This is a genomic window from Pedobacter alluvionis, from assembly GCF_003664035.1.
GTDB classification, from domain to species: Bacteria; Bacteroidota; Bacteroidia; order Sphingobacteriales; family Sphingobacteriaceae; genus Pedobacter; species Pedobacter alluvionis.
On sequence record NZ_RCCK01000013.1, the window covers coordinates 77,392 to 103,927 of the forward strand.

The window sequence follows — 26,536 nt, forward strand, 5'->3', positions numbered from 1 at the left end:
AATATGATAAACAGATTATTTCAATGCGCCAGTTGGATTATTCCCCTTATCCACTACCCTTTTAATGTTCCCGTCTAAATCGGAAACATATATTTTACTCTCGGTAAATGGCTTTTCAGCTCCACTATAAAAAATCCGGTTATCGGCTGTAAGAAAAACATAGGGAACATTCATACCTTTAGGTGAAATCCTTTGTACTTTTTTACTGGCTAAATCTAAGATATAAACGGCTTCACTTGGTCCTTTTAATCCATTCAAAACATCGGTATTTCCTGCATTAAAAACCAGTTTCGTTCCGTCTTTTGTATAAAAAAAACGGTTGCTACTTGCAATGGAAAACTCTTTCCCGATCAAATCGGCTATCAATTTGGTATCGATTAACTTGCCCTTAAGGTCAAAGGTGTAGAGCCTGGTAAGATCATGCCCGATGATTTCCTTTTCATTTTTCCAGGTTGGTGCATAAACATTTATTTTAGATGCGCTATCAAGCATCACATAACCAGAATTATCAGTTTTAATAACACCTATCTTCCATAGGTTTTTGCTATTGAAAATATTGAAAGCGATCGCAACACCATCAGGCGACCACATGGCCTGATAATAATTATTGCTATTTACCTGCAATTTACCCTGGCTTTTGTTTTCCATATCGGCAATCCAAATGGATCGGTTCCCAACAGAATCGCTCAGTGTATATGCCAGTTTATTTCCGTCAGGAGAAATAGCCGGATTGGTTGCGCCACCAAACGAAATCTGCTTCATGGTATCAATACTCGTGGCTACAATTTTATCTCCATCCTGATAGGCTAATGCGAAATTTTTACTGCTTAAAGAAACCGTATCTAAAACGGCTTTGCCATTTTCCTCCTCAGATTTATTATTGCTGCAGGAAGTAATTAATGCAACGCAAGGAATTAAAATAGAAACTAATGTTGTACTGATTTTCGTCATATACAATTTTACAAATAGTTTTTTGTCTATTATTCAGAGATGCCTTGGAGAAGCTATATTTTACTTAATACAAACTTTCTAATTTTGGATGGTGAGGACACCAGGCCGGGGCAAATGACTTCTTTCCTCCGTGGTTCGTGTTCCCACGAACCACACCATATTTAAATCTTTTTCCTATCCGCGTAACCGAACACCTTTTGCAATAAGGTGGTACTTCTTGCGCTTAAATTGCCCCTGATTTTAAGCTCTTCCTTTGCAACTTCAACAAATAAACCATCTATTGCTTTTTGCGTAACATATTCGGTTAAGTTGGTGTTTACAGGCCTTACCAAAGGCAAGCGGTTGTATTGTGTAGTTAAATCGCTGTAATACCTGGCAGCGTTTACTTTATTTAGACTTGTGTTTACAATGGGGCTAAATTTCTGAATCAGCTGTGCAGTGGTGACCCTTTTAAAATATTCAGTAGCGGCGTCTTTATTTCCCAAAAGAATATTGGTGGCATCGGTTAATGTCATTTGTTTAATGGCCGATATAAAAATAGGCTTCGCTTCGGTAGCAGCATCTTCGGCAGCACGGTTTAAGCTCACAATTACATTATCGCAAAGTTTGTTCAGACCGATGCTACGTAAAGTTTTTTCAACCTTTTGTGCTTCGGGAGGCATCAAAATTTTAACGGCTAGGTTGCCTAAAAAGCCATCTTTAACCGAAAGCCTGTCTGCACCGGCAGAAACACCGATTTGTAGCGCCTCCTTAATCCCTTGTCCTATTTCAAAAGTAGATGGCGTTCCGGTGGCAGCTGTCATAGTACCCGGCTTTTGGGTTACTTTTTTAAATATATCACTCAATTTAATCTGCGCGCTAACATTTAGGCTTGCAAATACTAACATGGTCATTGATATCGATAAAATATTGATTCTTTTCATTTTGTGTGTTTAATCATGCTTAGCAAAACAACTGCCATAATTTTATACTAAGATAAACCTTTGCACATGGCAATAATGTTAAACCACTTAAAAAGATAGGGAGCAACGTAAAATATTTAAGCCCTTCTCTTCCTAAAAAATTAGTTTATGTCTCATCACTCAGAAATATTTTTTATACTTGAAAGATAATTCGAAATAGCTACCATATTTTTTGAGGTTTATAAAAAACACAGCTGGCAATACCCAGCAAGAAGACGCCAAACTAATTGCCGGGTATAAAAATACGGGCGATTTAGACGCGTTGGGTACGCTTTACAATAAATATATGCATTTGGTGTTTGGGGTTTGCTTAAACTACTTCAAAGATGAAGAACTAAGCAAGGATGCCGTAATGCAGATTTTCGAAGAACTGGTAACAAAACTGAAAATACACGAGGTACAGAATTTCAAAAGCTGGCTTCATGTTTTAACGCGGAACCATTGCTTAATGGCATTGCGGAAATCAGCGAAGCAAAATAATATCTCCATAGACGATACTTTTGTGGAAAATAGCGAGTTTGTGCATCTGGATATAGACGACACAAAAGAAACGCAGCTTACCATTATGGAAAAGTGTATGGAAACTTTGCCCGAAGAACAGCGAAAAAGCGTAGATTTATTTTATTTACAAGAAAAATGTTATAAAGAAGTGGCCGACATTACCGGCTACGACATGCTTAAAGTTAAGAGTTACATCCAAAATGGTAAGCGGAATTTAAAGATTTGTATAGAGAAAAACAGTAGTGAATAACGATTGGTTAGATATTGATGTACTGGAAGATTACCTGGATGGTAAGCTTGATACTAAAGCTATGCACTTTGTAGAAAGACAGGCTTTAGAAGATCCTTTCGTTGCCGAAGCATTAGAAGGCCTGAAGCAATCTCCCAGACGCAAACAAACGCTTTCTATTTTACAGAAACAGCTGTACGATCGCATATCAGAAAAGCCTGTAAAGCGCAAATTGTGGGGCATTACCACCCAAAGATTAAGTATTGCGGCAACCGCAACGGTTGCTTTTATTGCGGTGAGCATTTTATTCTTTATGCGCGAAACCAACCGCAGGAATGCAGAACTTGCTGCTCATAAAAAAGAAGGTGTGATGGTTCAGTTGGATAGTTCAGCGAGTGTTGCTTCGATCCAACCTAAAGCCAAAGAAGATACCGTTACCCAAAACACCACAAAGGCAGCTTTGATTGATAAAGCAATTGCAGATGCAAAAACAGGTGATTTGGCAAAAAACACTAAAAAAAATCCTGTTGTAGTACAGGCAGAACAACAAGTTGCCGAAGTAAAAGCGGCAAAAATTGCATCTGACAATAGTCGCGCTAAAGCGATGAGCCGCGTAAGCTTTGACAACTACAAACCAAGCCAGGTTACGTTAAGTGAGACTGTGTTGGCAGCAGAACCAGCAATCGGCTCGAATAAAATTGCATTTAGTGGCAATGTGGTAGATCAAAGTAATGGTCAACCTGTTCAGGGAGCAGTTGTAAAGTTAGCAGGCTCTAAAAATGTAACGGCGACCGATTCCAAAGGATATTTCTATTTACCTGCTGATAGCAATGCAAGAGATAAAGACTTATTGATTAATGCTATCGGTTTTAAAGAATTGCCCGTAGCTGGTTTGCAAGACCCTAATGCGATTAAAACTGCATTGAGTGGCAATAAATCATTAAACGAAATTGCTTTAATTACCGGTTCAAACGGACATAAAAAAGAAAATATTGCTGCCCCCAAAATTACGCTGCGTGCAGAACAAAACCTGGATGGAAAATCGGCCGGTGATATTACAAAGCCAATTCCGGTTTCCACCATTAATTACAGCCAATACTTAGAGAAAAATAATAAGCTTTATAATCCTAAAGGGCCCGAGCAATTTGTAATTTTAAGCTTTAAAGTTAAAAGCAACGGACGGCCAGCCAACATCTCTGTTATAAAATCACTAAATAGAAAAGCCGATTCAGAAGCGAAGCGGTTGATTCAAGAAGGTCCGGATTGGGTGTTACCTAAAAACGGAACTGATTTAGTAGAAATCAGCATTAAGTTTTAATTTCCTTTATCAACCACAGCGTACACCAAGAAAAGACACAGAGATCATGGAGATCGGTGTAAATTACAGTTAAAACCCATTAGTGTTACGCTATGTAAAATTCAATGGCCTCTGCCGCAACAAAGCACACCTCATGTACAAAACTTCATATTCTTCAGCAGGCAATCAAGATGAAATTCTTGAGTTTATGCAACAAAATAATTTTATCACATTAATCGGCTTTGATGGCGAATATCCGGTGGTTACACAGGTACCGGTTCAAACCGTAATCCATAACGATTCGATAAAACTTATCGGCCACATCATGACTAAAACCGATCATTGTAAGGCATTTGAGCAAAATCCGAGCGTAATGGCTGTTTTTACCGGTGCTCATGCTTATATCAGTGCATCAGTTTACGAAAAACCTGCCTCAGTTTCTACATGGAATTATAAAACTGTTCAGGCTAAAGGCAGTATCAGACTCATGGATTCTGAAGAAACTTATCAGGTCGTAAAAGAACTAACAAATCAGTATGAAAATCCTGAAACAAGTCCTGCTGCCTTTAATAAAATGGATGAAGCATATATTCAGAAGCATTTAAAGGCAATTACAGGATTCGAAGTTTTGGTGAAGCACATCGACCATGTTTTTAAAATGAGCCAAAACCACTCAACAAAAAATCAGGAAAGTATTATAGCAAATCTGGAGAAAAGTGAAGATCCGGTTGCAAAAGAAGTAGCGAAGGAAATGAAGAAGAATTTGTAAAACTCACCTGTTTTTTACCACAGAGTGCGCAGAGAAAATGCACAGAGGACACAGAGAGAATGATTAAATACTTGTCAGTCTTAGCGTAGTTTATGAAACTACAGACAAGGGTAGAGTTGGGATTTAAATTTACGGTGTTTTCTGTGCATCCTAACTCTACTGTCATTCTGAACGCAGTGAAGAATCTTTTAATAATAGCAAAGTACAGTTAAAGATCCTTCTTTGCATACCATTGACAGACTCCAAATCGAAAAATCGTCATTGCGAGGAACGAAGCAATCTTAATGCGCACGCTAGTAGCGATCATTGTAAGATTGCTTCGTCGGCTGAAAAAGCCTTCTCGCAATGACGATTCCTCACAGTCTATAGCTCGTTAAAATTCTCCTGTCCATTCATGCTGATTTTAAACAATTAATTACTCATCAGAATGACATACACAAAGTAAAGCCATCATTTCGACCGCCGTGGAGAACCCGAAGGCTCTGCGAAGCAAAATCTTTTAGATTTGATTTCAATAACCTGGTATAAATACCTCTCCATTCCACTGCGTTTCAGTCAAGACGACCTTCTCTGTTTGCTCTGTGCAAACTCAATGCCCTCTGTGGTAAAACAAACATCGCTTTGCGAAAACTTAGCATTCTCTGTGGTTAAAAACAAAAAAGACCAAAGCTAATGCCTTGGTCTTCTGAGTATATTAAAAGATTTTGTTTTTTATTTTAAGTAATAAATTACGGCATAAATAATGGCTGCTAATGTAGCCGAAACCGGAATGGTTAAAATCCATGCCCATATTAAGTTGATGGTTACCCCCCAACGTACTGCAGAAACACTTTTTACCACACCCACACCCACAATAGAACCTGTAATGGTGTGTGTAGTAGAAACCGGAATACCGAAATGTTCTGTAATACCTAATGTAATCGCACCTGCACCTTCAGCAGCAACACCTTCAAGTGCTGTAACTTTAGTAATTTTTGAGCCCATTGTTTTCACAATTTTCCAGCCGCCACTCATGGTACCTAAAGAGATTGCTGAGTAACAGCAAATAGGCACCCAGGCGGGCATCGATTCGAAGTTTGGAATCACTTTCGATGCAATTAATGCCGTTGCAATGATCCCCATTACCTTTTGCGCATCGTTACCTCCGTGGAAGAAACTTAACGCAGCAGAAGAGAGCAATTGCAGGCGTTTAAACCATTTCTCAGCAGTTGACGGTTTAGCATAACGACAAATATTAATAATGATCAGTGTTAATACAACTGATATCACCATACCGATTATTGGGGCCAGCACAATAAAAGAAACGATTTTTATTACATAACCCATATTTACAGCATCAAGCGGACTAGCTCCTGTAAGTAAAGCATGTGTCATCCCTGCGCCTGCAAAACCACCAATTAAAGTATGTGATGAACTTGAAGGAATACCGTACCACCAGGTTAAAAGGTTCCAGATAATGGCAGCAATTAAACCTGCAAGGATAACTTCTAAAGTGATATAATTTTCAATTACCGTTTTAGCAACAGTATTGGCCACTTTGTGGTCGGTAAAATAAAAGTAAGCAGCGAAATTGAATAACGCAGCCCATAAAACCGCCTGAAAAGGCGTAAGAACTTTTGTAGAAACAACTGTTGCAATCGAGTTAGCGGCATCGTGAAAGCCGTTAATGTAATCGAAAGCAATAGCCAGAATTACAACAACAACCAATAAGGTAGTTACCATGTTTGTTTTTTATTAAGCGTTTTTAACCAAGATAGTTTCAAGCACATTTGCCACATCCTCACACTTATCTGTTGCTTTTTCTATCGTTTGTAAAACCTCTTTTTGTTTAATTAATTCAATCGCATTGGTTTCATATTCAAACAAACGCGCAACCGCTAATGTAAATACATAATCAGCCTGGTTTTCGCCGCTGTTGATACGGATACAAGCATCAGCTATTACACGGATGTTCTTGAAACTGCGTAATTCTTTAATTGCTTTATCAATATCGGTACACATTTCTACCAAAAGCTCAGCAATTTTAACAATCGGCTCATTAATGGTGTTCATGTTGTACATCTGCATGCGGTTTGCAGTACCATAAATATAATCGGCAACATCATCAACGGCAGTTGCCAATTGGTGAATATCTTCTCTATCAAATGGAGTGATAAAGTTCCTGCTCAACTCAAGAAAAATTGAATGGGTAATATCATCACCAACGTGCTCTAAGCGCTCAATTTCCTTAAAAATTGTTTTTCTGCTTTCAGCATCAGCCGTGCTAACCATCTCTAAAAGGGTTTCAGCAATTTTTAATGCGTTGCTACCTGCTTGTTCGAAAAGTGGATGAAACTTTTTGTCTTGAGGTGTAAAGAACTTAAAAATATTGTTCATGTTAATTTTTAATATGTTGCAAAGCTACAAGCCCAATGTTAAGTTAATGTTAATTTCTTAATTATATTAACTAATTATCGCCTTATTTAGTCAGGCAAGCGTTATTTCTATACTTTCAGATAGCTAACAATGAAATAAATAGGTTTTTAGAAACAGTGTGGAACAAGTTCTTCGGTTAAGGTGGTCCCGTTAAATGCTTTATTACGGATGGAAACCTGTGCGAAATAGCATGCACACCATAAAACAGTTAACATAACCGCTTAATCAGGATATTCGCTAATATCGGGTTTAGCAACAATGATACATTGCTTTTCGAAACGAAATCAGGTGCCACATTTCCGTGCGTTCCGTGTTTCCGTGGCAAAAATTGAAGAATGATCATCAAGGTACTAAGGTTAGCCTCCTTTTTGTAGCGTAAAAGCAAAGGTAGTGCCTATGCCCGGTGTACTTCTTACCGAAATGGTTTGTTGGTGCGCCTCTAAAATGTGTTTTACAATGGCTAAGCCTAAACCCGTGCCCCCTACTTCTCTCGCACGGTGGGTATCGATGCGGTAAAAACGTTCAAATAAACGTGACAAGTGTTTTTCTTCAATCCCAATACCGTTATCGGTAACTTCTATCAAAACCTGATCGTGTAGTTCAAAAATCTTAATGGCTGTTTCTCCACCATCAATGCCGTACTTAATGCTATTTACCATTAAGTTAATTAAAACCTGCCTGATCTTTTCGCGATCTGCCGAAACTAAGGTAATGGCAGTATATTTATCTTTAAAAAAAAGCTTAATGTTTTTAGCTTTAGCGCGATCTTCGAGGTTTTCCATTACCTCTTTTGCCAATTGCACAAAATCGAATTTTTGATAGTTAATTGGCGATTCTCCAGTTTCTAACTTTGATATAACGTCTAAATCATTAATTAAATAACTCAATCGCTCTACATTATTTTCTGCTTTTTTTAAAAATAAAACAGCCTGATCAGGATCATCTACCAGGCAATCCTGTAGGGTTTCTATATAACCCTGAATAGCAAAAAGCGGGGTTTTAAATTCATGTGAAACATTTGAAAGAAACTCTCTTCTAAACTGTTCCTGTTTTTTTAATAAATCTATTTCTTTTTTCTTTGCACCTGCCCACTCTTTTACTTCTTGCTCCACATCATTAATCGGATCTGAACTCACGTATTCGCCAAGCGCATCTTTTAAATCTTTGCCTAATTTTAGGTTATGGATGAGCTTATAAATGAGTTTAATTTTGGTGTAGATATACTTCTCCAGCAAATAATAAAACACCAAAAAACTGCATAAAAACGACACGCCAAAAGAAATAGCCATATAATACAGGCTATGCTGAAAATAAAAATTAACCATTCCGATGGAAAGACCAACGGCGAGAGCAGTAAATAGAACCAGCACACTTAATTTCATGCTGCAATTTAAAGCTTTTTATGTTAAATGTGTGTTAAGAGATAAAGGGGATTGATTCATTTTTTTACGGAATGTTAAAAACAAAAGAGGTTGTACCATAAGTTGTTATTCCATTCGAACTTATCACGTTGAGCTTATCGAAACGCTTTGCGAGGCATTTAAACAGGTCCTTCGACAGGCTCAGGATGACAATTCTATGTTTATGGTATAGCATCGTTAAAAAACAAAAAAGCTTTCCCTTGTGAGGAAAGCTTTATAAAATACTAGTAAGTATTACTTATTTCTTTGTCGAATCTGTTTTAGCTGGAGTCGAAGCTGCAGGTTTAGTGGTGTTTAAATTTCCGCCAAGTGGAGATGGTGATGGGGTTTTATCTAAACGCTCCTGAATAGCAGAGTTTCCAACTGCAGCACTACCGCCACTGGTTTTAGCAATTGTAGTAACGGCAAGGGTTAACACTACGATTAAGGTTAACAATACCCAAGATCCTTTTTCTAACACATCGCCGGTACGTTGTACACCAAACATGTTACTGCCGCCGCCTCCTGTAGCTAAACCTCCACCTTTAGGATTTTGTATTAAAACAAATAAGCCTAAAGCTACACACGCAATAATTAATAAAATGATTAAAAAGGTTACCATGGTAATATTATATTTTAAAATTTCTTTTCTATAGATTGGATAAGGTCGGCAAAGTAACGGCTTTTTTCCGGATATTTCAAACTTAATTTTTTATAAGTATCTATGGCTTTGTGATAAAGCATTTGCTCGATATAAATTTTAGCTAAAGTCTCAGAAACAAGGTCGTAATTGTCTTCTGCGCTTTTCTTTGCCTTATTTTCATTATCAATCTGTTCTGGCTTAGGCGGCTTGATTGTTGGATCTTCTTTTAAGAATTTCTCAATGATTTCGGCGCCCTTTGCATCTTTAATTTCGGCAGAAGGATATTCTGCTAAATGATCGGCTACCTCGAAAGGAGTTTGGATGTGAAAGATATGCTCCACATACTGCTGTTGAAACTCAGCTCTTTCTTGCTGTTGGTTATTTTGTGGCTGTGGTTTTACATTACCGGCGTTAGGATGAGCATAAGGCTGAAAAATCTGCTCGTGCTCTTTACGGGTTTTAGCCAGCCACCATAAAAATGTGTATGGAAGCTTATCGTCGTTATATTGTGAAACAAAATTTCTTTCAGGCTCGTCTGGAACAACAGTTTCAATTTCTGGTGCGGTTATAACCACATCAGTACTTAACTTCTGTTCAAAAGCGAAGAAATCGGTAGCAGCTACACTTTCAATAAAAGAATCATCATCTGGAGGCAAGTCCATTAAATGGCTATCAATACCTGGCAGGCGGCTTGGTGTTTCTATACTTACATCCTGATTGGTAGATGAGGGGATTTCATCTGCAGATTCACCTGTTTCTTCAAAAACTTCCGGTTCATCCTGTGGATGTTCCGTAACGACTACATTAATTTCAGCCTCCTCTTCCTGCTGGTCCTCATGGACTGCAACCATATTTAGTACATGGAACAACACATGCCCCTGACCATATAATGCAGCTTTTGGAATAAATGAAGCATTAGCTTTGGCTAAAAGTAAATGGATAGGCTGTGAATATGGAAATTGCTGAACCATTTCCTGCAACATGGATGCATGCTCTGGCCTAACCTTTCCAGGTTGCGCGAGTAAATCTGCCAGTAGCTTTTTGTTATCCATTGTCAAGGTTTGCCGCTAAGTTAAAAAAATGTAGACGGGTTTTGAAAATTTTGTCTTTTAGAATCCTGCTTTATTTACCATTGCGCAAATGCACGGTTAAAAATATCTTCGGATAATTGTTTGTTAATATTTTCGATAGCGCCAGGTAATAAGGTTTGAATTGGTGCCCCATTGATCGGAAAATCGAAAAATTTGGTAAAGCTTTCTTCAAAACTTTCTTTTTCGTGTTCTTTTATATTATTCTTATATTTTACCGAAACGGTTATGGTTAACCTGTTTGCACCCGAAGTAGGTGTGGCACTGTTTTGAAGCGCAACCGGCTTAATATCATAGCCCGTTATTCTGCCTTCAAATGATGCATCGCCTTCACCTGTAGGAGAAATAATCAATTTAGTTTGGTTACGGATCCGGCTTTTTAACGATTCTGTAATCTGGTTACTCAATGTCGGTACCACTAACGGTGCATTATTTTCAAATACCCGAACTACCACCGTTTTTAATCCTGTTGTTGATGCTCCACTAAATTTATAAGAGCACGCGCTAAAAACCGAGGCAAGCAGGATGATTAGGGCAAATATTCTAATTTTCATCATTATCGAAAATGTTATCTATGTTTTGGAAAATGTGCTTCTCCAGGGGATTGAAATAAGCAATTTTAAAATTACAGGTTCAATTCTTTAATTTTCCTGTACAAAGTACGTTCTGAAATACCCAGTTCCTGAGCAGCAAACTTACGTTTACCCTTGTGTTTTTTTAAAGCTTTTTTAATCAGGTCTGATTCTTTATCCACTAACGACAAAGATTCTTCTACTTCTTCAGCCTCGTGTGCAAAATAATCAGCATTGTTATTGTTGTTGTTATTATTATTGCCTGGTGTAGGCTGCTGAATGGTAAAGGCATGTTCCTGGCCTGACGGCAATTCTACATCGCGGTACAGCTGATTGATATATTGCGGATTATCTGCCAAAACGGTAGCGGTATTTCCGCCGTGCTGAATAATTTCGGCAACGAGTTTTTTAAGTTCAACCATATCCTTTTTCATATCGAAAAGAACTTTGTACAAAATATCTCTTTCTGTAAAATCTTCTTTCGACTGAGCATTAATCGCCATTGGCAAATTACTTCCTGCTTCGTTAGGGATATAGTTTAAAATGGCTTGTCCGGTTACATTCCGGTCTTTTTCCAATACGCAGATTTGCTCAGCAATATTTTTTAACTGGCGAACATTACCCGGCCAGCTATAATTGGTTAAAATCTGAACGGCATCTGGTTCGAGGTGTAACGCCGGACTACGGTACTTATCGCTAAAATCGGCAGCGAATTTTCTGAATAATAAATAAATATCTTCTTTACGCTCTTGCAAAGCCGGTATGCGCAATGGAACAGTATTTAACCTGTAATATAAATCTTCCCGAAATTTTCCGTTCTTAACGCGGTTATATACATCAACATTGGTTGCAGCAATAATGCGGACATCTGTTTTCTGTACTTTAGACGAACCCACGCGCAAATATTCGCCACTTTCTAAAATACGCAATAAACGGGCCTGTGTACCTAAAGGTAATTCAGCAACCTCGTCTAAAAAGATGGTACCACCATTCGCCACCTCAAAATATCCTTTACGGGCTTCGTGCGCACCGGTAAATGATCCTTTTTCGTGACCAAAAAGCTCAGAATCTATCGTTCCTTCGGGAATGGCGCCACAGTTTACCGCAATAAAAGCACCATGTTTACGGGCACTCATTTGATGGATAATCTGCGAGAACACCTCTTTACCACTACCACTTTCGCCTGTTATCAACACCGACATATCAGTTGGTGCTACCTGGCTTGCAATATCTATGGCCCGGTTAAGTAAAGGCGAATTGCCAATAATACCGAACCGTTGTTTAATATTTTGTGTATCCATTCTTTAGATTTGAGTATTGAGATTTGAGATATGAGACCTTACGCCCCTTACCTTCTACCCTCCACCTTTTTTAAACTATTTTACCAATTAACGTAGCAGATGTACATTTCTCGATATACACATTTGCATACTGACCCGGTTTAACGCCATCAATTGCAGGGAAAATGGCCATTGCTCCGCTGTCTCCCCTTCCGCAGTAATCGAGATCAGATTTCTTAGAAGTGCCTTCAATCAAAACCCGAACCGTTTTACCTACCCATTCTTGCAAACGCATTAATGAATGTGCCTGTTGTTTAGCCAAAATCTCCGCTAAACGGCGTTTTTTCACTTCCTCAGGGATATCATCTTCCAATTTACGGGCGGCTAAAGTCCCTGGTCTTTCAGAATAAGTGAAGTTATACGCAAAATCATATTGCACATAATCCATCATACTCAGGGTTTCCTCATGTTCCTCTTCCGTTTCTGTACAGAAACCTGCGATGATATCGGTAGAAATTGCACAACCTGGAATAATGTTGCGGATGGCATCAATACGATTGATATACCATTCGCGGGTATAAGTCCTGTTCATTAACTCCAATATGCGGGTATTTCCTGATTGAACAGGCAGGTGGATATAGTTACAGATGTTATCGTATTTAGCAATGGTATGTAAAACTTCGTCGGTAATATCTTTTGGATGTGAAGTAGAGAAACGCACCCTTAAATCTGGGCTAACCAATGCTGTTTGCTCCAAAAGCTGCGCAAAGTTAACCGTTTCTGTTCCATCTTCCGATGTCCAGGTGTACGAATCGACGTTTTGGCCTAAAAGTGTAACCTCCCGGTAACCAGCTTCAAATAAACCCCTTGCTTCTTCTATAATAGAATGGGCATCGCGGCTACGTTCGCGGCCACGGGTAAAAGGAACCACACAGAAGGAGCACATGTTATTACAACCACGGGTAATGGAAATAAAAGCGGTTATTCCGTTGCTGTTTAAACGAACCGGACTAATATCAGCATAGGTTTCTTCGCGAGACAATAAAACATTAACTGCTTTATGTCCGCTTTCTACCTGCTCAATTAAGTTCGGCAGATCGCGATAAGCATCAGGGCCAACTACTACATCAACCAAACGTTCTTCTTCTAAAAATTTAGATTTTAAACGTTCTGCCATGCAGCCCAAAACCCCAACAATTAATTTCGGGTTGCGACGTTTTTCGACACCGAACTGTGATAGTCGGTTTCTAACCCTTGTTTCTGCGTTTTCGCGGATTGAGCAGGTATTAATGAAGATTACATCAGCCTGGTGATAATCCCCTGTGGTTTCAAATCCAGTTTCTGATAAAATAGAGGCAACAATTTCACTATCAGCAAAATTCATTGCACAACCATAACTTTCGATATATAATTTACGGGCATCGGCTTTAATCGGGGTGTCTAAAATTAAAGCTTCACCTTGCCTTGCTTCATCGTGCGTCTTATCCTGTACTTGTAAATCAATCATTATTTAAAAAATATTGGGGATTGCAAAAATACATAAATATAATTAAAAGTGACAAATTGACAGAGCTTGTTTAAATGTTTACAGTATGATTATGATAAAACAGTTAGCAGGCCCGATTAATCCATAATACATAGTTGAATAAAAAGTTTTTGGAAACGTAGGCTTCGGTGCCGATGGGACAATGCAGCCCCGCCCCCGCTTCTGCCCCAATTGAAAAAATTGTGGCATCCTGCTAAGGTCGGGTTTAGATTACAGCTGTTCTTGCTATTATGAGGGGTTTTCCGTGCCACAGGCCTAACCAATTTAGCCCTTGGCGAAGCGGTACCCTGCAGGCCAGGAGGCACGACGGCCGAAGCGTACAAGCGCAGCAAAGGAACAAACGATGTTGCTTATGCTGCCCTTGCGCTCCAGAAAATAATTTCAAGCATCCTACAGCATCACCTTTTTGGTCTTTCTGCTTTAGTCTTTGCCTTGCCCCTAAAAAACCTTTCGCTCTTCTATATGTTACCTATTGATAAGCCATAATAAATGACAGCTCAACATAAAAATAAAATTTGGATCTGGGTAGGAAGCATATTCGGCATATTGGTTTTAATTGTTGCATTTGGTGCTATGTTTTTAAGCGCCAAATGGAAACCTATATTGACCGAAAAAATTAAGGCGGGTGTTTATAATGGCTCCCATCATTTATATAGAATCGATTTTAAAAGCATTAACTTAAATGTAATTACAGGCAGCTTAGCCTTGCGCGACGTTGTTTTAACACCCGATACAGCTGTTTTTGATAGCTTAAATAAAAAACAATTGGCTCCCGCCCATACTTTCGAACTTAAATTAAAGAAACTGCAGATTAGCCGTGTAGGCATATTAACGGCCTACTTTAAAAAGAGGATAGATGTGAAGGAAATCCTTTTACAAAAGCCATCTATCAACATGATTTTTAACAAAGTGACCAGGAAACCCGATAGCATAAAAGATGAGAAATCGCTTTACGAACAGATTTCGAAAAACTTTAAATCGGTACATGTTAAAAGCATCAAAATTGTAGATGCAGATTTTGATTATATCAACAAAACCGCTGCAAAAAAAAACAAAAACTCGATCAAACACCTCGATATTAACATTAATGATTTTTTATTGGATTCGCTTTCAGGCAGTGATACAACGAGGTTTTATTATATAAAAGATGCATCATTTCAGATTGCAGGTTATAAATCGGTGACGAAAGATAAAATGTACTCCATGAAAGTGGACACCATTAAAGGCTCTACCTCAGCAAAAAAAATAACGGTTAGCGGATTTAAACTTACACCATTGTACGATGAACTTACTTTTGCAAGGAAATACAATATCCAGAAAGACCGGTACAATTTAAGCTTTGATAAAATAGAATTTAATGGCGTGGATTTTATTGGTTTAAATACCGACGAGAAACTACATGCAAAATCGTTGAAGATTGGTCCGGCAAATGTAGAAGTTTTTATGAGCCGCGAATCGCCACCGCCGCCGGGCTTTGATAAAGGCCAAAACTATCCCCATATGGCATTGAAAAGGTTGAACATGCCCATCCTGATTGATACGGTAAAGCTGAAAGACATTCATCTTAAATATGCTGAGTTTAACCCTGCAAGTAAAAAAACCGGATCGGTTGACTTTAAAGCGTTAGCAGGAACCATTTTAAATGTAACCAATGATAGCTTACAATTGAGCAAAAAGAATCATGCCCTGGCAGACTTAAATACACTTTTAATGGGCACGGGAAAGCTGAATGTAAAAATCGATTTCAACCTAACCGATAATAATGGCGCTTTTACCTACAGCGGGCGTTTGGGCAAATTTGACATGAAAAACCTAAATCCATTATCTAAAGCGTTGGGGCTGGTTGAAATAGAAAGCGGAGATATACAACATATCGATTTTAAAGCGAACGGAAATTTAAGATCAGCAACGGGATCGATGAGTATGTTGTACACCAATTTAAAGGTGAAATTACTATCGGATAATATTGATGGAGAAGGAACCAAGAAAAAAGATTTCTTGTCTTTTTTGGCTAACACCATTTTAGTTAAAGATGAAAATCCACAAAAAGGTGAAGCGCCAAGAACGGCAAGCATGACCAACACCAGGATTAATTCGGCTTCCTTTTTTAACCTGATGTGGAAAACAGTTTTCGTGGGCATAAAAGATATTGTAGGCGTTGGCGTAGTGCCCGAAAAGAATCCGGTAAAACAGCAAAAAGTAATTGCAAAAAAAATAAGGGAACAAAAACGGGCAGATAGAAAGGCAGCACGAAAAGCAAGGAGAGAAAAAAACTAACCTACATTTTTCAAATATATGTTTATAACCGTATATTGCTAATAAAACCACAGCCTTTCATTTTTTAATGCCTGATACCAGAAGATACCGTTATAAAGTTTTTAAATGGATTGCGTGTACACTGATCGGTGTTTTTATCGTACTTGCAGGTATAGCCTGGTTGTTAAATGTGAAGTCGCGCCCCATTTTAACCGACAGGATCAAAACACTGCTCTATAAATCAACCGACAGCTTATATACCATTAGTTTTACCAAGGTTTCTACCAATGTTTTTACGGGCAATGCCACTTTACAGAACGTAAAAATAACACCTGATACCAATCGGTTTAAGCAGCTCATTGCCTTAAAAAGAGCGCCAAACAATTTATATACCGTTGCCTTAAAAAAACTGGTGGTGAAGCGCTTCCACCCGTTAACCTTATACCGCGAAAAAAAACTGCAGGTAGAGGAAATCATATTTGATAAACCTGAGGTAACTATGGTTAATCAGCAATTTGCTTTTAACGAAGGTCGTGCGCCAAGGCCCATTAAATCACCTTACGAGATTATCTCCAAAAACCTGAAAGAGTTTAGCATTAAAACCATCCGTTTTAAAGATGTAAGCTTTAAGTATGTGAATAAAAATGTACCCAATTCGGTGCCTTTCGGTATTGACGACCTTAACATTACGCTAACCGATTTGCTGGTTGATTCTACCTCTGCAGATGATCCGACCCGCTTTTACCTGTTAAAAGATATCTTAATCAACCTGAATAACTATGTATACCGCACACCCGATAAAATGTACGACATTAAGCTTGATCAGCTTGATTTCAGGGCTACTACAGGCAGGCTAAGGATAAACAGCTTTGCGCTGGTTCCATTATATGATGAAATGAAATTCGGCAAGGTTGCGGGTTATGCCAGAGAACGGTTTGATATTGGCATGCGCGATATTATTCTCAACGGTATCGATTTACCACTTTACATCAGCAAACAGGAGTTGTGGGCTAAAGAAATGGCCATTGCTAACGGGTTTGTATCTGTTTTTAACCAGAATGGCCTCCCGGGTAAACCGCAGGAGAATAAGATCGGTAAATTTCCCCATCAGCTTTTGCAGCTTGTGCGTGCCCCTATTCTCGTCCAGAAAATCCAGCTGAAGGATGTAAACGTTAACTATTCGGTTTTTAACAGTGAAAGTAATCAAAGAGGGCGGATCAGCTTTGAAAACACCTCGGGTATTATAAAAAATGCCACCAACCTTGATAATATTAAGGCCATAAACCCGATCATGGAGGTTAACTTAAATACTTATTTATTTGGCCAGGGAAAACTTGATGTGAACTTTATGTTTAATCTTACTGCTAAAGATGGTGCATTCTCTTACCATGGAGTTTTACACAATTTTAATGCGCGGGTTTTAAATCAGATTACCAAACCACTTGGCCTGGTACGCATTAATCGCGGGAATGTAGATAAATTGAAGTTCAATTTTAAGGCAAACGATTCAGGCACAAAAGGAAAGGTAGCATTCTCTTACTATGACCTTTCTGTTGCATTGATGAAAAATGATCCCGAAAAAGATCACCTGGTTACCCGCGGTTTTCTTTCTTTCTTAGCCAATGCTCTAATCATCAAATCTGAAAATCCCGGTGCAGATGGCAAGCTTGTACCTGTAACCGTAAATTACAGCAGGCCTTCAAATTCCTCTTTTTTCAACATGATCTGGAAGAGCCTTTTTACGGGCATAAAATATAGCATCGGTATTACGGAAGAAAAGCAGAATGAAGTACGTAAGCATATTGCAAAGTTTAAAGCCATGCGGACCAATCATTTACAACGAAAACAAAAGCGTTTGGAACGCCGGATAAAGCGTGAACGGGAACAAAATGAAAAGCGATAACATGTTGTAACCTTTTCTTATCTTTATTCTCTAAACCTTAAACTAAAATTATGATTATTGCCCTCGTTATTCTCGGATTCATCTTTCTTATCGGGATTTTCTTTTACAACTCGCTCATTGGTAAGAAAAACCAGGTAACAAATGCCTTCTCGGCCATTGATGTAATGCTTAAAAAACGGTTCGACCTTATTCCAAACCTTGTTGAAGTGGTTAAACAGTATACTACTTACGAGCAGGGAACCTTAACCAAAATAGTTGAACTGAGATCAAAAGCAGGCTCACCGAATATCAGTAATGCAGAAAAAGCAGATTTAGATGCACAATTGAGCAGCAATGTGAGGGGTTTAATGGTCAACATTGAAAATTACCCTGATTTAAAAGCCAATACCAATTTTATTAACCTGCAAACCACCTGGACGGAAAGCGAAGAACAGATTGCCGCTGCCAGAAGAACCTATAATGCTTCGGTAACGGATTACAACAACTCGATTATGATGTTTCCAGGCAGTTTATTTGCCGGGATGCTGAACTTTCAGCCAATAGCCGTTTTAGAAACCGCAGCTGAAGAACGTAAAAACATTAGCGCAAAAGAACTTTTCAATAACTAATGTCGTTCGATATTGCAAATAATGTAGCCTTACAGCAAGTTTTGGCTACAATGGAGGTAGAACGCAAAAGAATTGCCGGTACCCAAACCAAAGGCTATATTTTTATTGTTACTGGTATTGTGCTTGGCATTTTGGGCTTCGTTTTGGGTTTTCCTATTCCTGCTGTAATTGCTGGCCTGATACCTATCATTTATGGTGGTGTTTTGTTTTTCAAAATCAACGATTCTCTAACAGCTTACCAAAATGCCTATAAAACGAATGTAATTGGTGCTGCCCTTAAATTTTTAGACGAAAGTTTATCGATTAATCCCTACCAGGGAATTGAAGCTTCGGAGTTTATGTACACACAGCTGTTTAGCAATGAGCCTGATCGTTACAAAACAGAAGATTTAGTAATGGGATGTGCTGATAAAACCCGGTTTTACTTCGCTGAAGTACATGCTGAATATAAAACAGTAACCCAAACAAAAGACGGAACCCGAACAGAGTGGCACGACATTTTTAGAGGGATCCTCTTTGCTGCCGATTTTAATAAAAAATTTAATAGCGTAACCATCGTCAGGCCAAAAGACTTTGGAGCAGCTTTTGGTGCATGGTTTTCAAAAAACCTGTTTTCTTTTGGCAGTAATGATGTTATCCAACTGGAGAATGTAGAATTTGATAAGACCTTTGTAACCTATGGTTCAGATCAGGTCGAATCCAGGTATATCCTTACACCTGCACTAATGGAGCGGATACTAAACCTCAATCATCAAAGCAAGTATAACATCAGTTTATCCTTTATCGAATCAAGAATGTATATCGCTTTCCCTTTGAACCGGAATTACTTTGAGGCACCTGTTTTTAAATCTTTACTAGATCCCGAAACTGTAAATCAGGATATTTCTACCATAAAGTTTATGTATGATATTGTTAAGGAGCTGGATCTGAATACAAGGATTTGGGGTAAGGAGTAACAGATAGGGTATTCCCAAAAATTAAAAAAAAGTCGTCATCTCGACTGGAACGCAGTGAAATGGAGAGATCTGCCACGATAGATTTCTCGACTTCGTTGCACTCCGCTCGAAATGACGACAATTCGAGTGGAGCTTTATATCAGGAGTTTAGCAAGGCAGGGCCCAGACTTACGAAGTTTTTCACGGCACATGGGCCACTTGAAACTTCGTAAGTTTAGGCGCTAGCTCAAATGTTTTTTTACAATTTCTTCGAGTGCAGCAATATCAAATGGTTTCGACAGGTAACTATCAGCACCGGCTTCATCGGCTAATGAAGATATATCATTATTGGCCGAAAAATAAATTACCGGAATATGCTTTAAATCAGGATGGCTTTTCAAAGCTCTGGTTGCCTGTATTCCTCCTAGATCGGGTAACCAATTATCCATAAAAATTAAATCAGGCATATATGCTGCAACCTGTTCTTCTATATTATTGGCGTTTTCAGATGTCTTGATCTCATACCCAGCATCTTCCAAAATAAATGTACAGAGATCAAGGATATCCCTATTATCATCAAAAACAAATATTTTTTTTGTAACTATCATATTAACCTCCGAAAAAGCAATTAATCATTTAAATTATTTATATAATCAGCCATATCGTGGCCATCCAATATTACATGCGGCTTAACATTAATAACCGCCTGTTGTGGCATATACGGCATTATGGCCGTATTTGGATTCTGTATAACGACTTTACCGCCATAATTGTTTACACTTTTTAACCCCTCTACCCCATCAGCATTAGATCCTGAAAGCAAAATACAGACCAGTTTTTCTTTAAAAACCTCAGCTGCTGATTGAAAGGTAACGTCAATTGATGGTCGCGAATAGTTTATTTTTTCAGAGTAATCTAAAGAAATACTTCGGTCTTCCTCTATCAGCGTATGGTAGTCTGCAGGCGCTATAAAAACTTTACCCGGCATTAAAAATTCCTTCTCCTCTGCCTCACCAACGGCCAATGTTGTCCGCGATTTTAATAAATCGGTTAACAGAGATTCGTTGCTTGCCTTGCGGTGAACCACTATTATAATAGGGAAATGAATATCGTTCCGTAAGACCGGAAAAATTTCGAGCAAAACATCTAAACTACCGGCCGAACCGCCAATAACTAATGCACTACAAGTGGTAGAACCTACAGTTTCCGCCATATTTTCTCCATTTTAATCCTTTTGTATTCTTTGGCCTTCGGCCAAAACTCCAAACTTTCTTTGCTGCCCAAAGCAAGATAACCCAATTTTTCTATACTACCATCAAATAGGTTAAATACTTTATGCTGCAATTCTTTATCGAAATAAATTAAAACGTTTCTACATAAAATTAACTGAAACTCATTAAAAGAATGATCAGAAGCCAGGTTATGGGTAGAAAAGATCATCTTCCGATTTAAACTTTCATCAAATTTGGCCAAAGAGTAGTTCGCGGTATAATAAGTAGAAAAATCTTTTAAGCCCCCTGATTGCAGATAGTTTTCGGAATATTGCTTTAAATAAGTTAATGGAAACATGCCTTTTTTTGCTTTTTCTAAAACCGATGGATTAATATCGGTAGCATAAATGAGTGACTTATGAAGCAAATTAAGTTCTTTTAAAACAATGGCGAGCGAATAAGCTTCTTCTCCGGTAGAGCAACCCGCCACCCAAATCCGGATAAAGGGATAGGTGCCGAGTACAGGAAGTACATCATTCCTTAAAGATTTATAAAAGGAAGGATCGCGGAACATTTCGGTAACATTAACCGTGATTTCCTCTAAAAAACGTTTGAAGTATTGCTTATCTGTTCTAACCGTATAACGAAATTCGGCGAAACTCACAAAATTATCCAGTCCATAAAGGCGTATAATCCTTCTTTTGATCGATGCATGAGAGTATTCCAGAAAATCATAACCGTGACTTTCTAAAACATCATTCAACAGGATTTCAACCTGTTCGTTATCTATCACATCACTTATCACCTGCTATTTTGTAAAATTTTCTATTTGCGTTAATAACTCATCAACATTTATCGGTTTTGAAACATAACCCGATGCACCGGCGCTGAGGCAACGCTCCTTATCGCCAACCATGGCTTGGGCGGTTACGGCTAACACAGGTATATCCTGCATTTTAGCCGATTTCTTCATCACAGCAATAGCCTGATAACCATCCATATCCGGCATCATCATATCCATTAAAACAATGGCAACATTATCGTGCTTTTCTAAAATAGAAAAACCATCTTTGGCACTTATAGCAGATAAACAATCAAAACCTTTGGCCTTTAAAACAGCTTTTAAAGCAAAAATGTTTCGGTTATCATCATCAATTATGAGAATTAATTTTTGAGGCATAAAAATAAAATGGGTTATGATGTATGATGATTTTCGTATAACCAAACTCTTAATAACGAGATCAGCTGATCCATATCTACTGGTTTGCTGATGTAATCGGATGCACCTGCAGCAATACATTTTTCACGATCACCCATCATCGCTTTTGCGGTAACAGCCAAAATTGGCAGGTTGCGGTATTTGATATCCTGTCTGATGGCTGTTGTAGTTTCATAGCCATCTAGTTCCGGCATCATCATATCCATTAAAACAACATCAATTTCGGGATTTTCATTTAATAGTTTCAGTGCTTCCTTACCATCAATGGCGGCCACTACTTTCATCTGGTGCTGCTCTAACATTTTGGTTAAAGAGAAGATATTGCGCACATCATCATCTGCTACCAGAACCGTTTTACCAACCAATACATCCTGTAGTTCGGAAAACTTTTTAGGTGTTTTGTTTTTCTCCTTGCTTTTTTCTTCTACCAGGTGAAGGAACAGGCCTGCTTCATCCAGAATACGTTGATATGAATGTGCCGTTTTTACCACAATCGAATCCGCATATTGTTTAATCCGGTTTTCTTCTCCTTTTGAAAGGTTTTTGCCAGTAAAAATAATGATTGGTAAGTTCTCTAAACCAGGTGTTTTCTTCACCACTTCAAGGGTTTCATAAGCATGCTTATCCGGAATGCCCATATCTAAAATCACACAGTTAACTTCTGGCTTATGCAAGGCAGAAACACCTTCGTTTACCTGGTTAACAATTTCCGTCTGGATATTAAAATTGCTTAGAAAATAACTTAACGCCTTGGCATGCTGTTCATTTTCTTCTACAATAAGTACTTTTTTCGGATGACGGCTTAAGGCATGCTCCAATTTTGAAAATATCTCTTGCATGTGCTCAAAGGCAAAAGGTTTATTAATAAAATCTACCGCACCTTTTAACAAACTTTCTTTCTTAACCTGCAAAGAAGACATGATGTGTACCGGAATCGGGCGTGTTGAAGGATCCGATTTCAGCTCTTCCATTACCTGCCAGCCATCTTTAATTGGAAGTTGGATATCGAGTAAAATGGCAAGCGGCTTAAAAGTCTTAGCCATTTCAATCCCTACATCACCACGAACAGCAACCAAACCTTTATAGTTTCTTTTGCGTGTAAAATCTAAAAGTGTTTTGGCAAAAGGCGTATCGTCTTCAACAATAAGAATTACCTTATCATCGGGTTGAATATTGTCACGGTCATCTTCAATCTCTTGCGGAATATTGTCGACTGTTAAATGGCTAACTTTTTTTACCGGAGTCTCTAAGGCCATTACAGGTTTCTCCGCTTGGGGTACTACACCTTCAAAACCTTTATTTTTATCAATGGGTAGGGTAAGTGTAAAAATACTTCCTTTCCCCTCCGCGCTTTTTAAATCAATATATCCGCCCAATAGTTTGGCCAGCTCTCTGCTAATGGAAAGACCCAGACCTGTGCCACCAAACTTGCGGCGCGTAGAGCCATCGGCCTGTTGAAAGGCTTCGAATACCATGCCTTGCTTTTCGGGCGCAATACCTACACCTGTATCGGTCACCTTAAATACCAGTGCACCTAATTTTTCATTCGTATTGATATTCAGGGTTACAGTACCTACCGTAGTAAATTTAATGGCATTTGATAGCAGGTTTTTAATAATCTGCTCGAGGCGCATTTTATCGGTATGAAAAAACTCAGGAACTTCTGCCGATTTTTCGATCACAAAGTTAAGGTTCTTATCTTTAGCTAAAGGGTTAAATAGCGAACGCATGCCTGAAATGATTTCGTCAACCTGAATATTTGTCCGGTCGAGTTCCATTTTACCTGCCTCAATTTTAGAAAGGTCCAGAATTTCGTCGATTAAACTTAAAAGGCCCTGACCTGAGCTTTGAATAACTTCTGCGTATTCCTGATGCTCAGGATCCATAGCCTCATTTTCGGCCATTAATCTCGACAATAACAATATGGAGTTGAGTGGGGTTCTTAACTCGTGCGACATATTGGCCAAAAACTCTGATTTGTACCTTGTACTCAACTCCAGTGCTTCTGCCTTTTGTTGAATTTCTATATTGCGCTCTTCTATCAGTTCGTTCTTTTCTTCCAGTAAGCTGCTTCTTTCTTCCAGCTCCTGGTTACTCTGCAACAATTCTTCTTGCTGTACACGTAGTTCTTCTTCACTGGCCTGAAGTTTCTGTGCCTGTGCTTCGAGCTCTGCATTTAAACCTTCCAGTTCATTGTGCTGAACTTGCAACTCTTCTGATTGTGCCTGCGTTTCTTCCAGCAATTGCTGCAGTTTTAGCCTGTTCTGTGCACCCAGCAATGCGGTACCCACATCAGATAAAACCAGGTTTAAAAAGTGTAATTGCAAATCACTGTACTTACCAATGGTGCCCAGTTCTAACCCGCCTATTGAAATTTCATTTCTAATAATTGGGAGCACAATTACCTGCGCTGGTTTAATATTTCCAGTGGCATGCGTAATGGTTAGATCGTTCTGCGGAACATCATCCAACAATATTGGCTTACCCGATTTAACCGCCTGGCCAATTAAGCCCTGGCCAAGTTCTAAACTTTGGGTTAGATCTTGTTTCTTTAAAGCATATTGCCCCTTTAAATGCAGGTATCCATCATCTTTAAATAAATAAATGGCACCTACCTGGCTCCTGGTATAATTAGCCAAAAATTCGATAATATCTTCAGCCAGGTGGAAAACATCTTTTTCGCCAACCATTTTCATGTTTAGGTTAGCTACACCAGTTTGCAGCCATTCATTCTCTTCTAAAGTATCGAAAGATTTTTTCAATGAATACGACATCGTATTCAGCGATTCAGAAAGTTCGCCAATATCATCCTGGCTTTGGCTATCTAGTTTTACGCCGTAGTTTCCATTAGATATTTGAAAAGCAATTTCTTTAATGGCCGCAATACGTTTCTCCATCTCATACTTTTTATCCTCAATTTCTTTTTGAAGTTTAACACGTTCATCAAAATCGATAGATACTTTTCTATAAAAGAACAAGGTAATGAGTATAGCAAGAACCGCAGCTATTAAAATCAGAATCGGGGTATAAGAGGTCAGTTTGTTCAGTTCTACCGTACGACTTTCGAGTAACCTGCGTTCTTCTTTAACCATGCGGTTAACAACATTACGGGCCTGATCCATATAGGTTTTTCCTTCTAAAAGCGCCGTTGGATCGATCTGCCCGCCCAGCGATTTGATTTCTATTGTAGAAGAAATGATATTCAGTCTACGGGCCAGGATATTTCTTAGTTCAGCAACATTTTTCTGCTGAATGGCATTGTCTTTAGTTTGTGCCTCTATCCTGTTTAAAGCGGCCATTGCCGTGTCGGTAGAGCCATAATAAGGCTGCAGAAATATTTTGTTTCCCGTTAGAAGGTAGCCTCGTTGTCCGGTTTCGGCATCTTTCAAGGTAGAAATTACACCTTCGGTGGTTAAAATTACTTCATCGCTGTGTTTAACCAGTTCAGTGCTTTTAATAAGGTTACCAATACTTACGTAAGAGGCCAGCGAACTGATAAATAGAATAATTAGCGATAAGCCAAGACCTAAACGTAAATTACTTTTAAGAGTTGTTTTCATTATATGGATTAAGGATAATTAGATCTGGTTTTTAAGGATTTCTTCTTCAGTAATGGGAACAATAAAGTAAAACTCCGATCCTTCATCGGGAACGCTGTTTACGCCGATGGTACCGCCATGGCGGTTAATAATTTCGGAACAGATGTACAAACCAATCCCCAGGCCGTTAAAGCGGTGGCTGTTTTCTTCTACCCGATAAAATTTATCGAAAATTTTATGTTGCTGTTCTTTTGAAATGCCTATTCCAAAATCTTTTACAGCCACGTAAAGTTTTTCATCTTTAATGTGTGTGATTACATTAACCTGATTTGTACCAGGGGCATATTTAATGGCATTGGTAATAAAATTGATGACCACTTGCTCCAGGCGCATCTCATCACCAAATATCATTTCGTCTGTTTTGCCCAGTTTGCTGATCTTAAAATCGGGATTAGATTGCTGCAACATTTCTATCGCATTATTTACCATGTTATCCGCACAAAAGCTTTTCATGTTAAACTTCATCTTTCCGCTTTCAATTTTTGAGATATCGAGCAGATCGGCAATTAATTCGTTTAGTTTTTCGAGCTGGATACTCGCCTTTTCGAGATGATTCTGCGCCATGGTTTTATCATCTCTGTTAATACTACGCTGTAGCAACTGAATATAGCCCTTTACACTAGTTAAGGGCGTTTTAAGTTCATGGCTGGCTATACTGATAAATTCGTCTTTTTTATGTTCGGCCTGTTTCCTGAATTCAATTTCTTCGAGCAGTTTTTCCTGTACCTCGTTAAGCTTTCTATTCTGCTCATAAATGCGATAAAACGTTTTTATTTTAAGGAGCAGCACATTAATATCAACTGGCTTGGTGATGTAATCCAATCCACCGCTCAGGTATCCTTTGGTAATAAATTTTAACTCTGTATTTACAGCTGAAAGAAATATAATGGCGGTATCTTTTGCCTTACTAAAACCCGAGATGGCTTCAGCTACCTCAAAGCCATCCATATCAGGCATTTGTACATCAAGAATAATCAGGACGTAATTATTTTTTAAGACCTTTTTCAGGGCTTCTTCACCAGATGATGCGGTATCAACCTCAAAATTGTGCGCCTGGAGTACTTTCTGTAACGAGATCAGGTTTTCGGGCCTGTCATCAACTATAAGGATCATCTTTATTAAAACAAATAGGAAGCCGGGATAATTAGTTTG

Annotated in this window: 23 protein-coding genes; 7 read left to right on the top strand and 16 right to left on the bottom strand. The window is 38.6% G+C overall.

The features are described 5' to 3' along the window. Nucleotides 1–15 precede the first annotated feature (15 nt). Together BCL90_RS17105 and BCL90_RS17110 are read right to left on the bottom strand one after the other, a co-directional pair. Nucleotides 16–951: a TolB-like translocation protein gene (locus BCL90_RS17105; RefSeq protein WP_121285225.1), complete on the bottom strand. Its 936-nt coding sequence runs from the start codon at nucleotides 949–951 to the stop codon at nucleotides 16–18. Nucleotides 952–1,112: 161 nt separating this feature from the next. Next, complete coding sequence (locus BCL90_RS17110; RefSeq protein WP_121285226.1) at nucleotides 1,113–1,874, bottom strand: DUF4197 domain-containing protein; 762 nt, start codon at nucleotides 1,872–1,874, stop codon at nucleotides 1,113–1,115. A gap of 211 nt (nucleotides 1,875–2,085) precedes the next feature. Here BCL90_RS17110 and BCL90_RS17115 point away from each other — a divergent pair, with 211 nt between their 5' ends. The 3 genes from BCL90_RS17115 (at nucleotide 2,086) to BCL90_RS17125 (ending at nucleotide 4,709) form a co-directional block, all read left to right on the top strand. Continuing rightward, on the top strand, nucleotides 2,086–2,664 hold the full coding sequence (locus BCL90_RS17115) for an RNA polymerase sigma factor (protein ID WP_121285227.1): 579 nt from the start codon (nucleotides 2,086–2,088) through the stop codon (nucleotides 2,662–2,664). Beyond that, entirely contained in the window at nucleotides 2,657–3,961 is a 1,305-nt protein-coding gene (locus BCL90_RS17120; protein WP_121285228.1) for a carboxypeptidase-like regulatory domain-containing protein, read from the top strand. Before BCL90_RS17115 ends, BCL90_RS17120 begins: the two co-directional genes overlap by 8 nt. 133 nt (nucleotides 3,962–4,094) lie before the next feature. After that, nucleotides 4,095–4,709, top strand: a complete 615-nt coding sequence (locus BCL90_RS17125) for an FMN-binding negative transcriptional regulator (RefSeq protein WP_121285229.1) — start codon at nucleotides 4,095–4,097, stop codon at nucleotides 4,707–4,709. Nucleotides 4,710–5,420: 711 nt separating this feature from the next. Here BCL90_RS17125 and BCL90_RS17130 read toward each other — a convergent pair. The 8 genes from BCL90_RS17130 to miaB all read right to left on the bottom strand — a co-directional run bounded on the left by BCL90_RS17130 (nucleotide 5,421) and on the right by miaB (nucleotide 13,614). Beyond that, entirely contained in the window at nucleotides 5,421–6,431 is a 1,011-nt protein-coding gene (locus BCL90_RS17130) for an inorganic phosphate transporter (protein WP_121285230.1), read from the bottom strand. 12 nt (nucleotides 6,432–6,443) lie between these two features. Beyond that, nucleotides 6,444–7,085, bottom strand: coding sequence for a DUF47 domain-containing protein (locus tag BCL90_RS17135; RefSeq protein WP_193419515.1), 642 nt, complete (start codon nucleotides 7,083–7,085; stop codon nucleotides 6,444–6,446). 395 nt (nucleotides 7,086–7,480) lie between these two features. Further along, on the bottom strand, nucleotides 7,481–8,506 hold the full coding sequence (locus BCL90_RS17140) for a sensor histidine kinase (RefSeq protein ID WP_121285232.1): 1,026 nt from the start codon (nucleotides 8,504–8,506) through the stop codon (nucleotides 7,481–7,483). A 277-nt stretch (nucleotides 8,507–8,783) separates the two neighbouring features. After that, the gene (secG, locus tag BCL90_RS17145; RefSeq protein WP_121285233.1) at nucleotides 8,784–9,146 is read right to left on the bottom strand and encodes a preprotein translocase subunit SecG; all 363 of its coding nucleotides are present in this window, start codon (nucleotides 9,144–9,146) and stop codon (nucleotides 8,784–8,786) included. 14 nt (nucleotides 9,147–9,160) lie between these two features. Then, the gene (locus BCL90_RS17150; protein ID WP_121285234.1) at nucleotides 9,161–10,219 is read right to left on the bottom strand and encodes a hypothetical protein; all 1,059 of its coding nucleotides are present in this window, start codon (nucleotides 10,217–10,219) and stop codon (nucleotides 9,161–9,163) included. A 74-nt stretch (nucleotides 10,220–10,293) separates the two neighbouring features. Next, nucleotides 10,294–10,812 (bottom strand): LptE family protein, encoded by a 519-nt coding sequence (locus BCL90_RS17155; protein ID WP_244094981.1) that lies wholly within the window; start codon nucleotides 10,810–10,812, stop codon nucleotides 10,294–10,296. A 68-nt stretch (nucleotides 10,813–10,880) separates the two neighbouring features. Continuing rightward, nucleotides 10,881–12,128, bottom strand: a complete 1,248-nt coding sequence (locus tag BCL90_RS17160; protein WP_121285236.1) for a sigma 54-interacting transcriptional regulator — start codon at nucleotides 12,126–12,128, stop codon at nucleotides 10,881–10,883. A gap of 70 nt (nucleotides 12,129–12,198) precedes the next feature. Continuing rightward, nucleotides 12,199–13,614 carry a tRNA (N6-isopentenyl adenosine(37)-C2)-methylthiotransferase MiaB gene (miaB, locus tag BCL90_RS17165; RefSeq protein ID WP_121285237.1) on the bottom strand — a complete coding sequence of 472 codons (1,416 nt, stop codon included), beginning with the start codon at nucleotides 13,612–13,614 and terminating at the stop codon, nucleotides 12,199–12,201. A 528-nt stretch (nucleotides 13,615–14,142) separates the two neighbouring features. Here miaB and BCL90_RS17170 point away from each other — a divergent pair. The 4 genes from BCL90_RS17170 (at nucleotide 14,143) to BCL90_RS17185 (ending at nucleotide 19,376) form a co-directional block, all read left to right on the top strand. Further along, complete coding sequence (locus tag BCL90_RS17170) at nucleotides 14,143–15,930, top strand: AsmA family protein (RefSeq protein WP_121285238.1); 1,788 nt, start codon at nucleotides 14,143–14,145, stop codon at nucleotides 15,928–15,930. A gap of 67 nt (nucleotides 15,931–15,997) precedes the next feature. Further along, nucleotides 15,998–17,812, top strand: a complete 1,815-nt coding sequence (locus tag BCL90_RS17175; RefSeq protein ID WP_121285239.1) for a hypothetical protein — start codon at nucleotides 15,998–16,000, stop codon at nucleotides 17,810–17,812. A 50-nt stretch (nucleotides 17,813–17,862) separates the two neighbouring features. Next, nucleotides 17,863–18,420, top strand: coding sequence for a LemA family protein (locus BCL90_RS17180; RefSeq protein ID WP_121285240.1), 558 nt, complete (start codon nucleotides 17,863–17,865; stop codon nucleotides 18,418–18,420). Next, complete coding sequence (locus BCL90_RS17185) at nucleotides 18,420–19,376, top strand: DUF3137 domain-containing protein (protein WP_121285241.1); 957 nt, start codon at nucleotides 18,420–18,422, stop codon at nucleotides 19,374–19,376. Before BCL90_RS17180 ends, BCL90_RS17185 begins: the two co-directional genes overlap by 1 nt. Nucleotides 19,377–19,597: 221 nt before the next feature. Here the strand turns inward: BCL90_RS17185 and BCL90_RS17190 are convergent, their stop codons facing one another. Genes BCL90_RS17190 through BCL90_RS17215 form a run of 6 tightly spaced genes read right to left on the bottom strand, consistent with a single transcriptional unit; the run spans nucleotide 19,598 to nucleotide 26,497 of the window. Beyond that, on the bottom strand, nucleotides 19,598–19,963 hold the full coding sequence (locus BCL90_RS17190; protein ID WP_121285242.1) for a response regulator: 366 nt from the start codon (nucleotides 19,961–19,963) through the stop codon (nucleotides 19,598–19,600). Nucleotides 19,964–19,983: 20 nt separating this feature from the next. After that, on the bottom strand, nucleotides 19,984–20,568 hold the full coding sequence (locus BCL90_RS17195) for a chemotaxis protein CheB (RefSeq protein ID WP_121285243.1): 585 nt from the start codon (nucleotides 20,566–20,568) through the stop codon (nucleotides 19,984–19,986). After that, nucleotides 20,553–21,371 carry a CheR family methyltransferase gene (locus tag BCL90_RS17200; RefSeq protein ID WP_121285244.1) on the bottom strand — a complete coding sequence of 273 codons (819 nt, stop codon included), beginning with the start codon at nucleotides 21,369–21,371 and terminating at the stop codon, nucleotides 20,553–20,555. Before BCL90_RS17200 ends, BCL90_RS17195 begins: the two co-directional genes overlap by 16 nt. Nucleotides 21,372–21,374: 3 nt before the next feature. Beyond that, nucleotides 21,375–21,746 (bottom strand): response regulator, encoded by a 372-nt coding sequence (locus tag BCL90_RS17205; protein ID WP_121285245.1) that lies wholly within the window; start codon nucleotides 21,744–21,746, stop codon nucleotides 21,375–21,377. Between the two features lie 14 nt (nucleotides 21,747–21,760). Beyond that, nucleotides 21,761–25,345 carry a response regulator gene (locus BCL90_RS17210; RefSeq protein WP_121285246.1) on the bottom strand — a complete coding sequence of 1,195 codons (3,585 nt, stop codon included), beginning with the start codon at nucleotides 25,343–25,345 and terminating at the stop codon, nucleotides 21,761–21,763. Nucleotides 25,346–25,363: 18 nt separating this feature from the next. After that, a complete protein-coding gene (locus BCL90_RS17215; RefSeq protein ID WP_121285247.1) occupies nucleotides 25,364–26,497 on the bottom strand; it encodes a hybrid sensor histidine kinase/response regulator in 1,134 nt (377 codons plus the stop codon). Nucleotides 26,498–26,536 lie beyond the last annotated feature (39 nt).

Excerpts from the sequence above, each read along its gene's own strand:
- BCL90_RS17105 (WP_121285225.1), bottom strand. The coding sequence starts at position 951 with ATGACGAAAATCAGTACAACATTAGTTTCTATTTTAATTCCTTGCGTT.
- BCL90_RS17110 (WP_121285226.1), bottom strand. The coding sequence starts at position 1,874 with ATGAAAAGAATCAATATTTTATCGATATCAATGACCATGTTAGTATTT.
- BCL90_RS17125 (WP_121285229.1), top strand. The coding sequence starts at position 4,095 with ATGTACAAAACTTCATATTCTTCAGCAGGCAATCAAGATGAAATTCTT.
- BCL90_RS17130 (WP_121285230.1), bottom strand. The coding sequence starts at position 6,431 with ATGGTAACTACCTTATTGGTTGTTGTTGTAATTCTGGCTATTGCTTTC.
- BCL90_RS17135 (WP_193419515.1), bottom strand. The coding sequence starts at position 7,085 with ATGAACAATATTTTTAAGTTCTTTACACCTCAAGACAAAAAGTTTCAT.
- BCL90_RS17140 (WP_121285232.1), bottom strand. The coding sequence starts at position 8,506 with ATGAAATTAAGTGTGCTGGTTCTATTTACTGCTCTCGCCGTTGGTCTT.
- secG (WP_121285233.1), bottom strand. The coding sequence starts at position 9,146 with ATGGTAACCTTTTTAATCATTTTATTAATTATTGCGTGTGTAGCTTTA.
- BCL90_RS17150 (WP_121285234.1), bottom strand. The coding sequence starts at position 10,219 with ATGGATAACAAAAAGCTACTGGCAGATTTACTCGCGCAACCTGGAAAG.
- BCL90_RS17155 (WP_244094981.1), bottom strand. The coding sequence starts at position 10,812 with ATGATGAAAATTAGAATATTTGCCCTAATCATCCTGCTTGCCTCGGTT.
- BCL90_RS17160 (WP_121285236.1), bottom strand. The coding sequence starts at position 12,128 with ATGGATACACAAAATATTAAACAACGGTTCGGTATTATTGGCAATTCG.
- miaB (WP_121285237.1), bottom strand. The coding sequence starts at position 13,614 with ATGATTGATTTACAAGTACAGGATAAGACGCACGATGAAGCAAGGCAA.
- BCL90_RS17170 (WP_121285238.1), top strand. The coding sequence starts at position 14,143 with ATGACAGCTCAACATAAAAATAAAATTTGGATCTGGGTAGGAAGCATA.
- BCL90_RS17175 (WP_121285239.1), top strand. The coding sequence starts at position 15,998 with ATGCCTGATACCAGAAGATACCGTTATAAAGTTTTTAAATGGATTGCG.
- BCL90_RS17180 (WP_121285240.1), top strand. The coding sequence starts at position 17,863 with ATGATTATTGCCCTCGTTATTCTCGGATTCATCTTTCTTATCGGGATT.
- BCL90_RS17185 (WP_121285241.1), top strand. The coding sequence starts at position 18,420 with ATGTCGTTCGATATTGCAAATAATGTAGCCTTACAGCAAGTTTTGGCT.
- BCL90_RS17190 (WP_121285242.1), bottom strand. The coding sequence starts at position 19,963 with ATGATAGTTACAAAAAAAATATTTGTTTTTGATGATAATAGGGATATC.
- BCL90_RS17195 (WP_121285243.1), bottom strand. The coding sequence starts at position 20,568 with ATGGCGGAAACTGTAGGTTCTACCACTTGTAGTGCATTAGTTATTGGC.
- BCL90_RS17205 (WP_121285245.1), bottom strand. The coding sequence starts at position 21,746 with ATGCCTCAAAAATTAATTCTCATAATTGATGATGATAACCGAAACATT.
- BCL90_RS17210 (WP_121285246.1), bottom strand. The coding sequence starts at position 25,345 with ATGAAAACAACTCTTAAAAGTAATTTACGTTTAGGTCTTGGCTTATCG.
- BCL90_RS17215 (WP_121285247.1), bottom strand. The coding sequence starts at position 26,497 with ATGATCCTTATAGTTGATGACAGGCCCGAAAACCTGATCTCGTTACAG.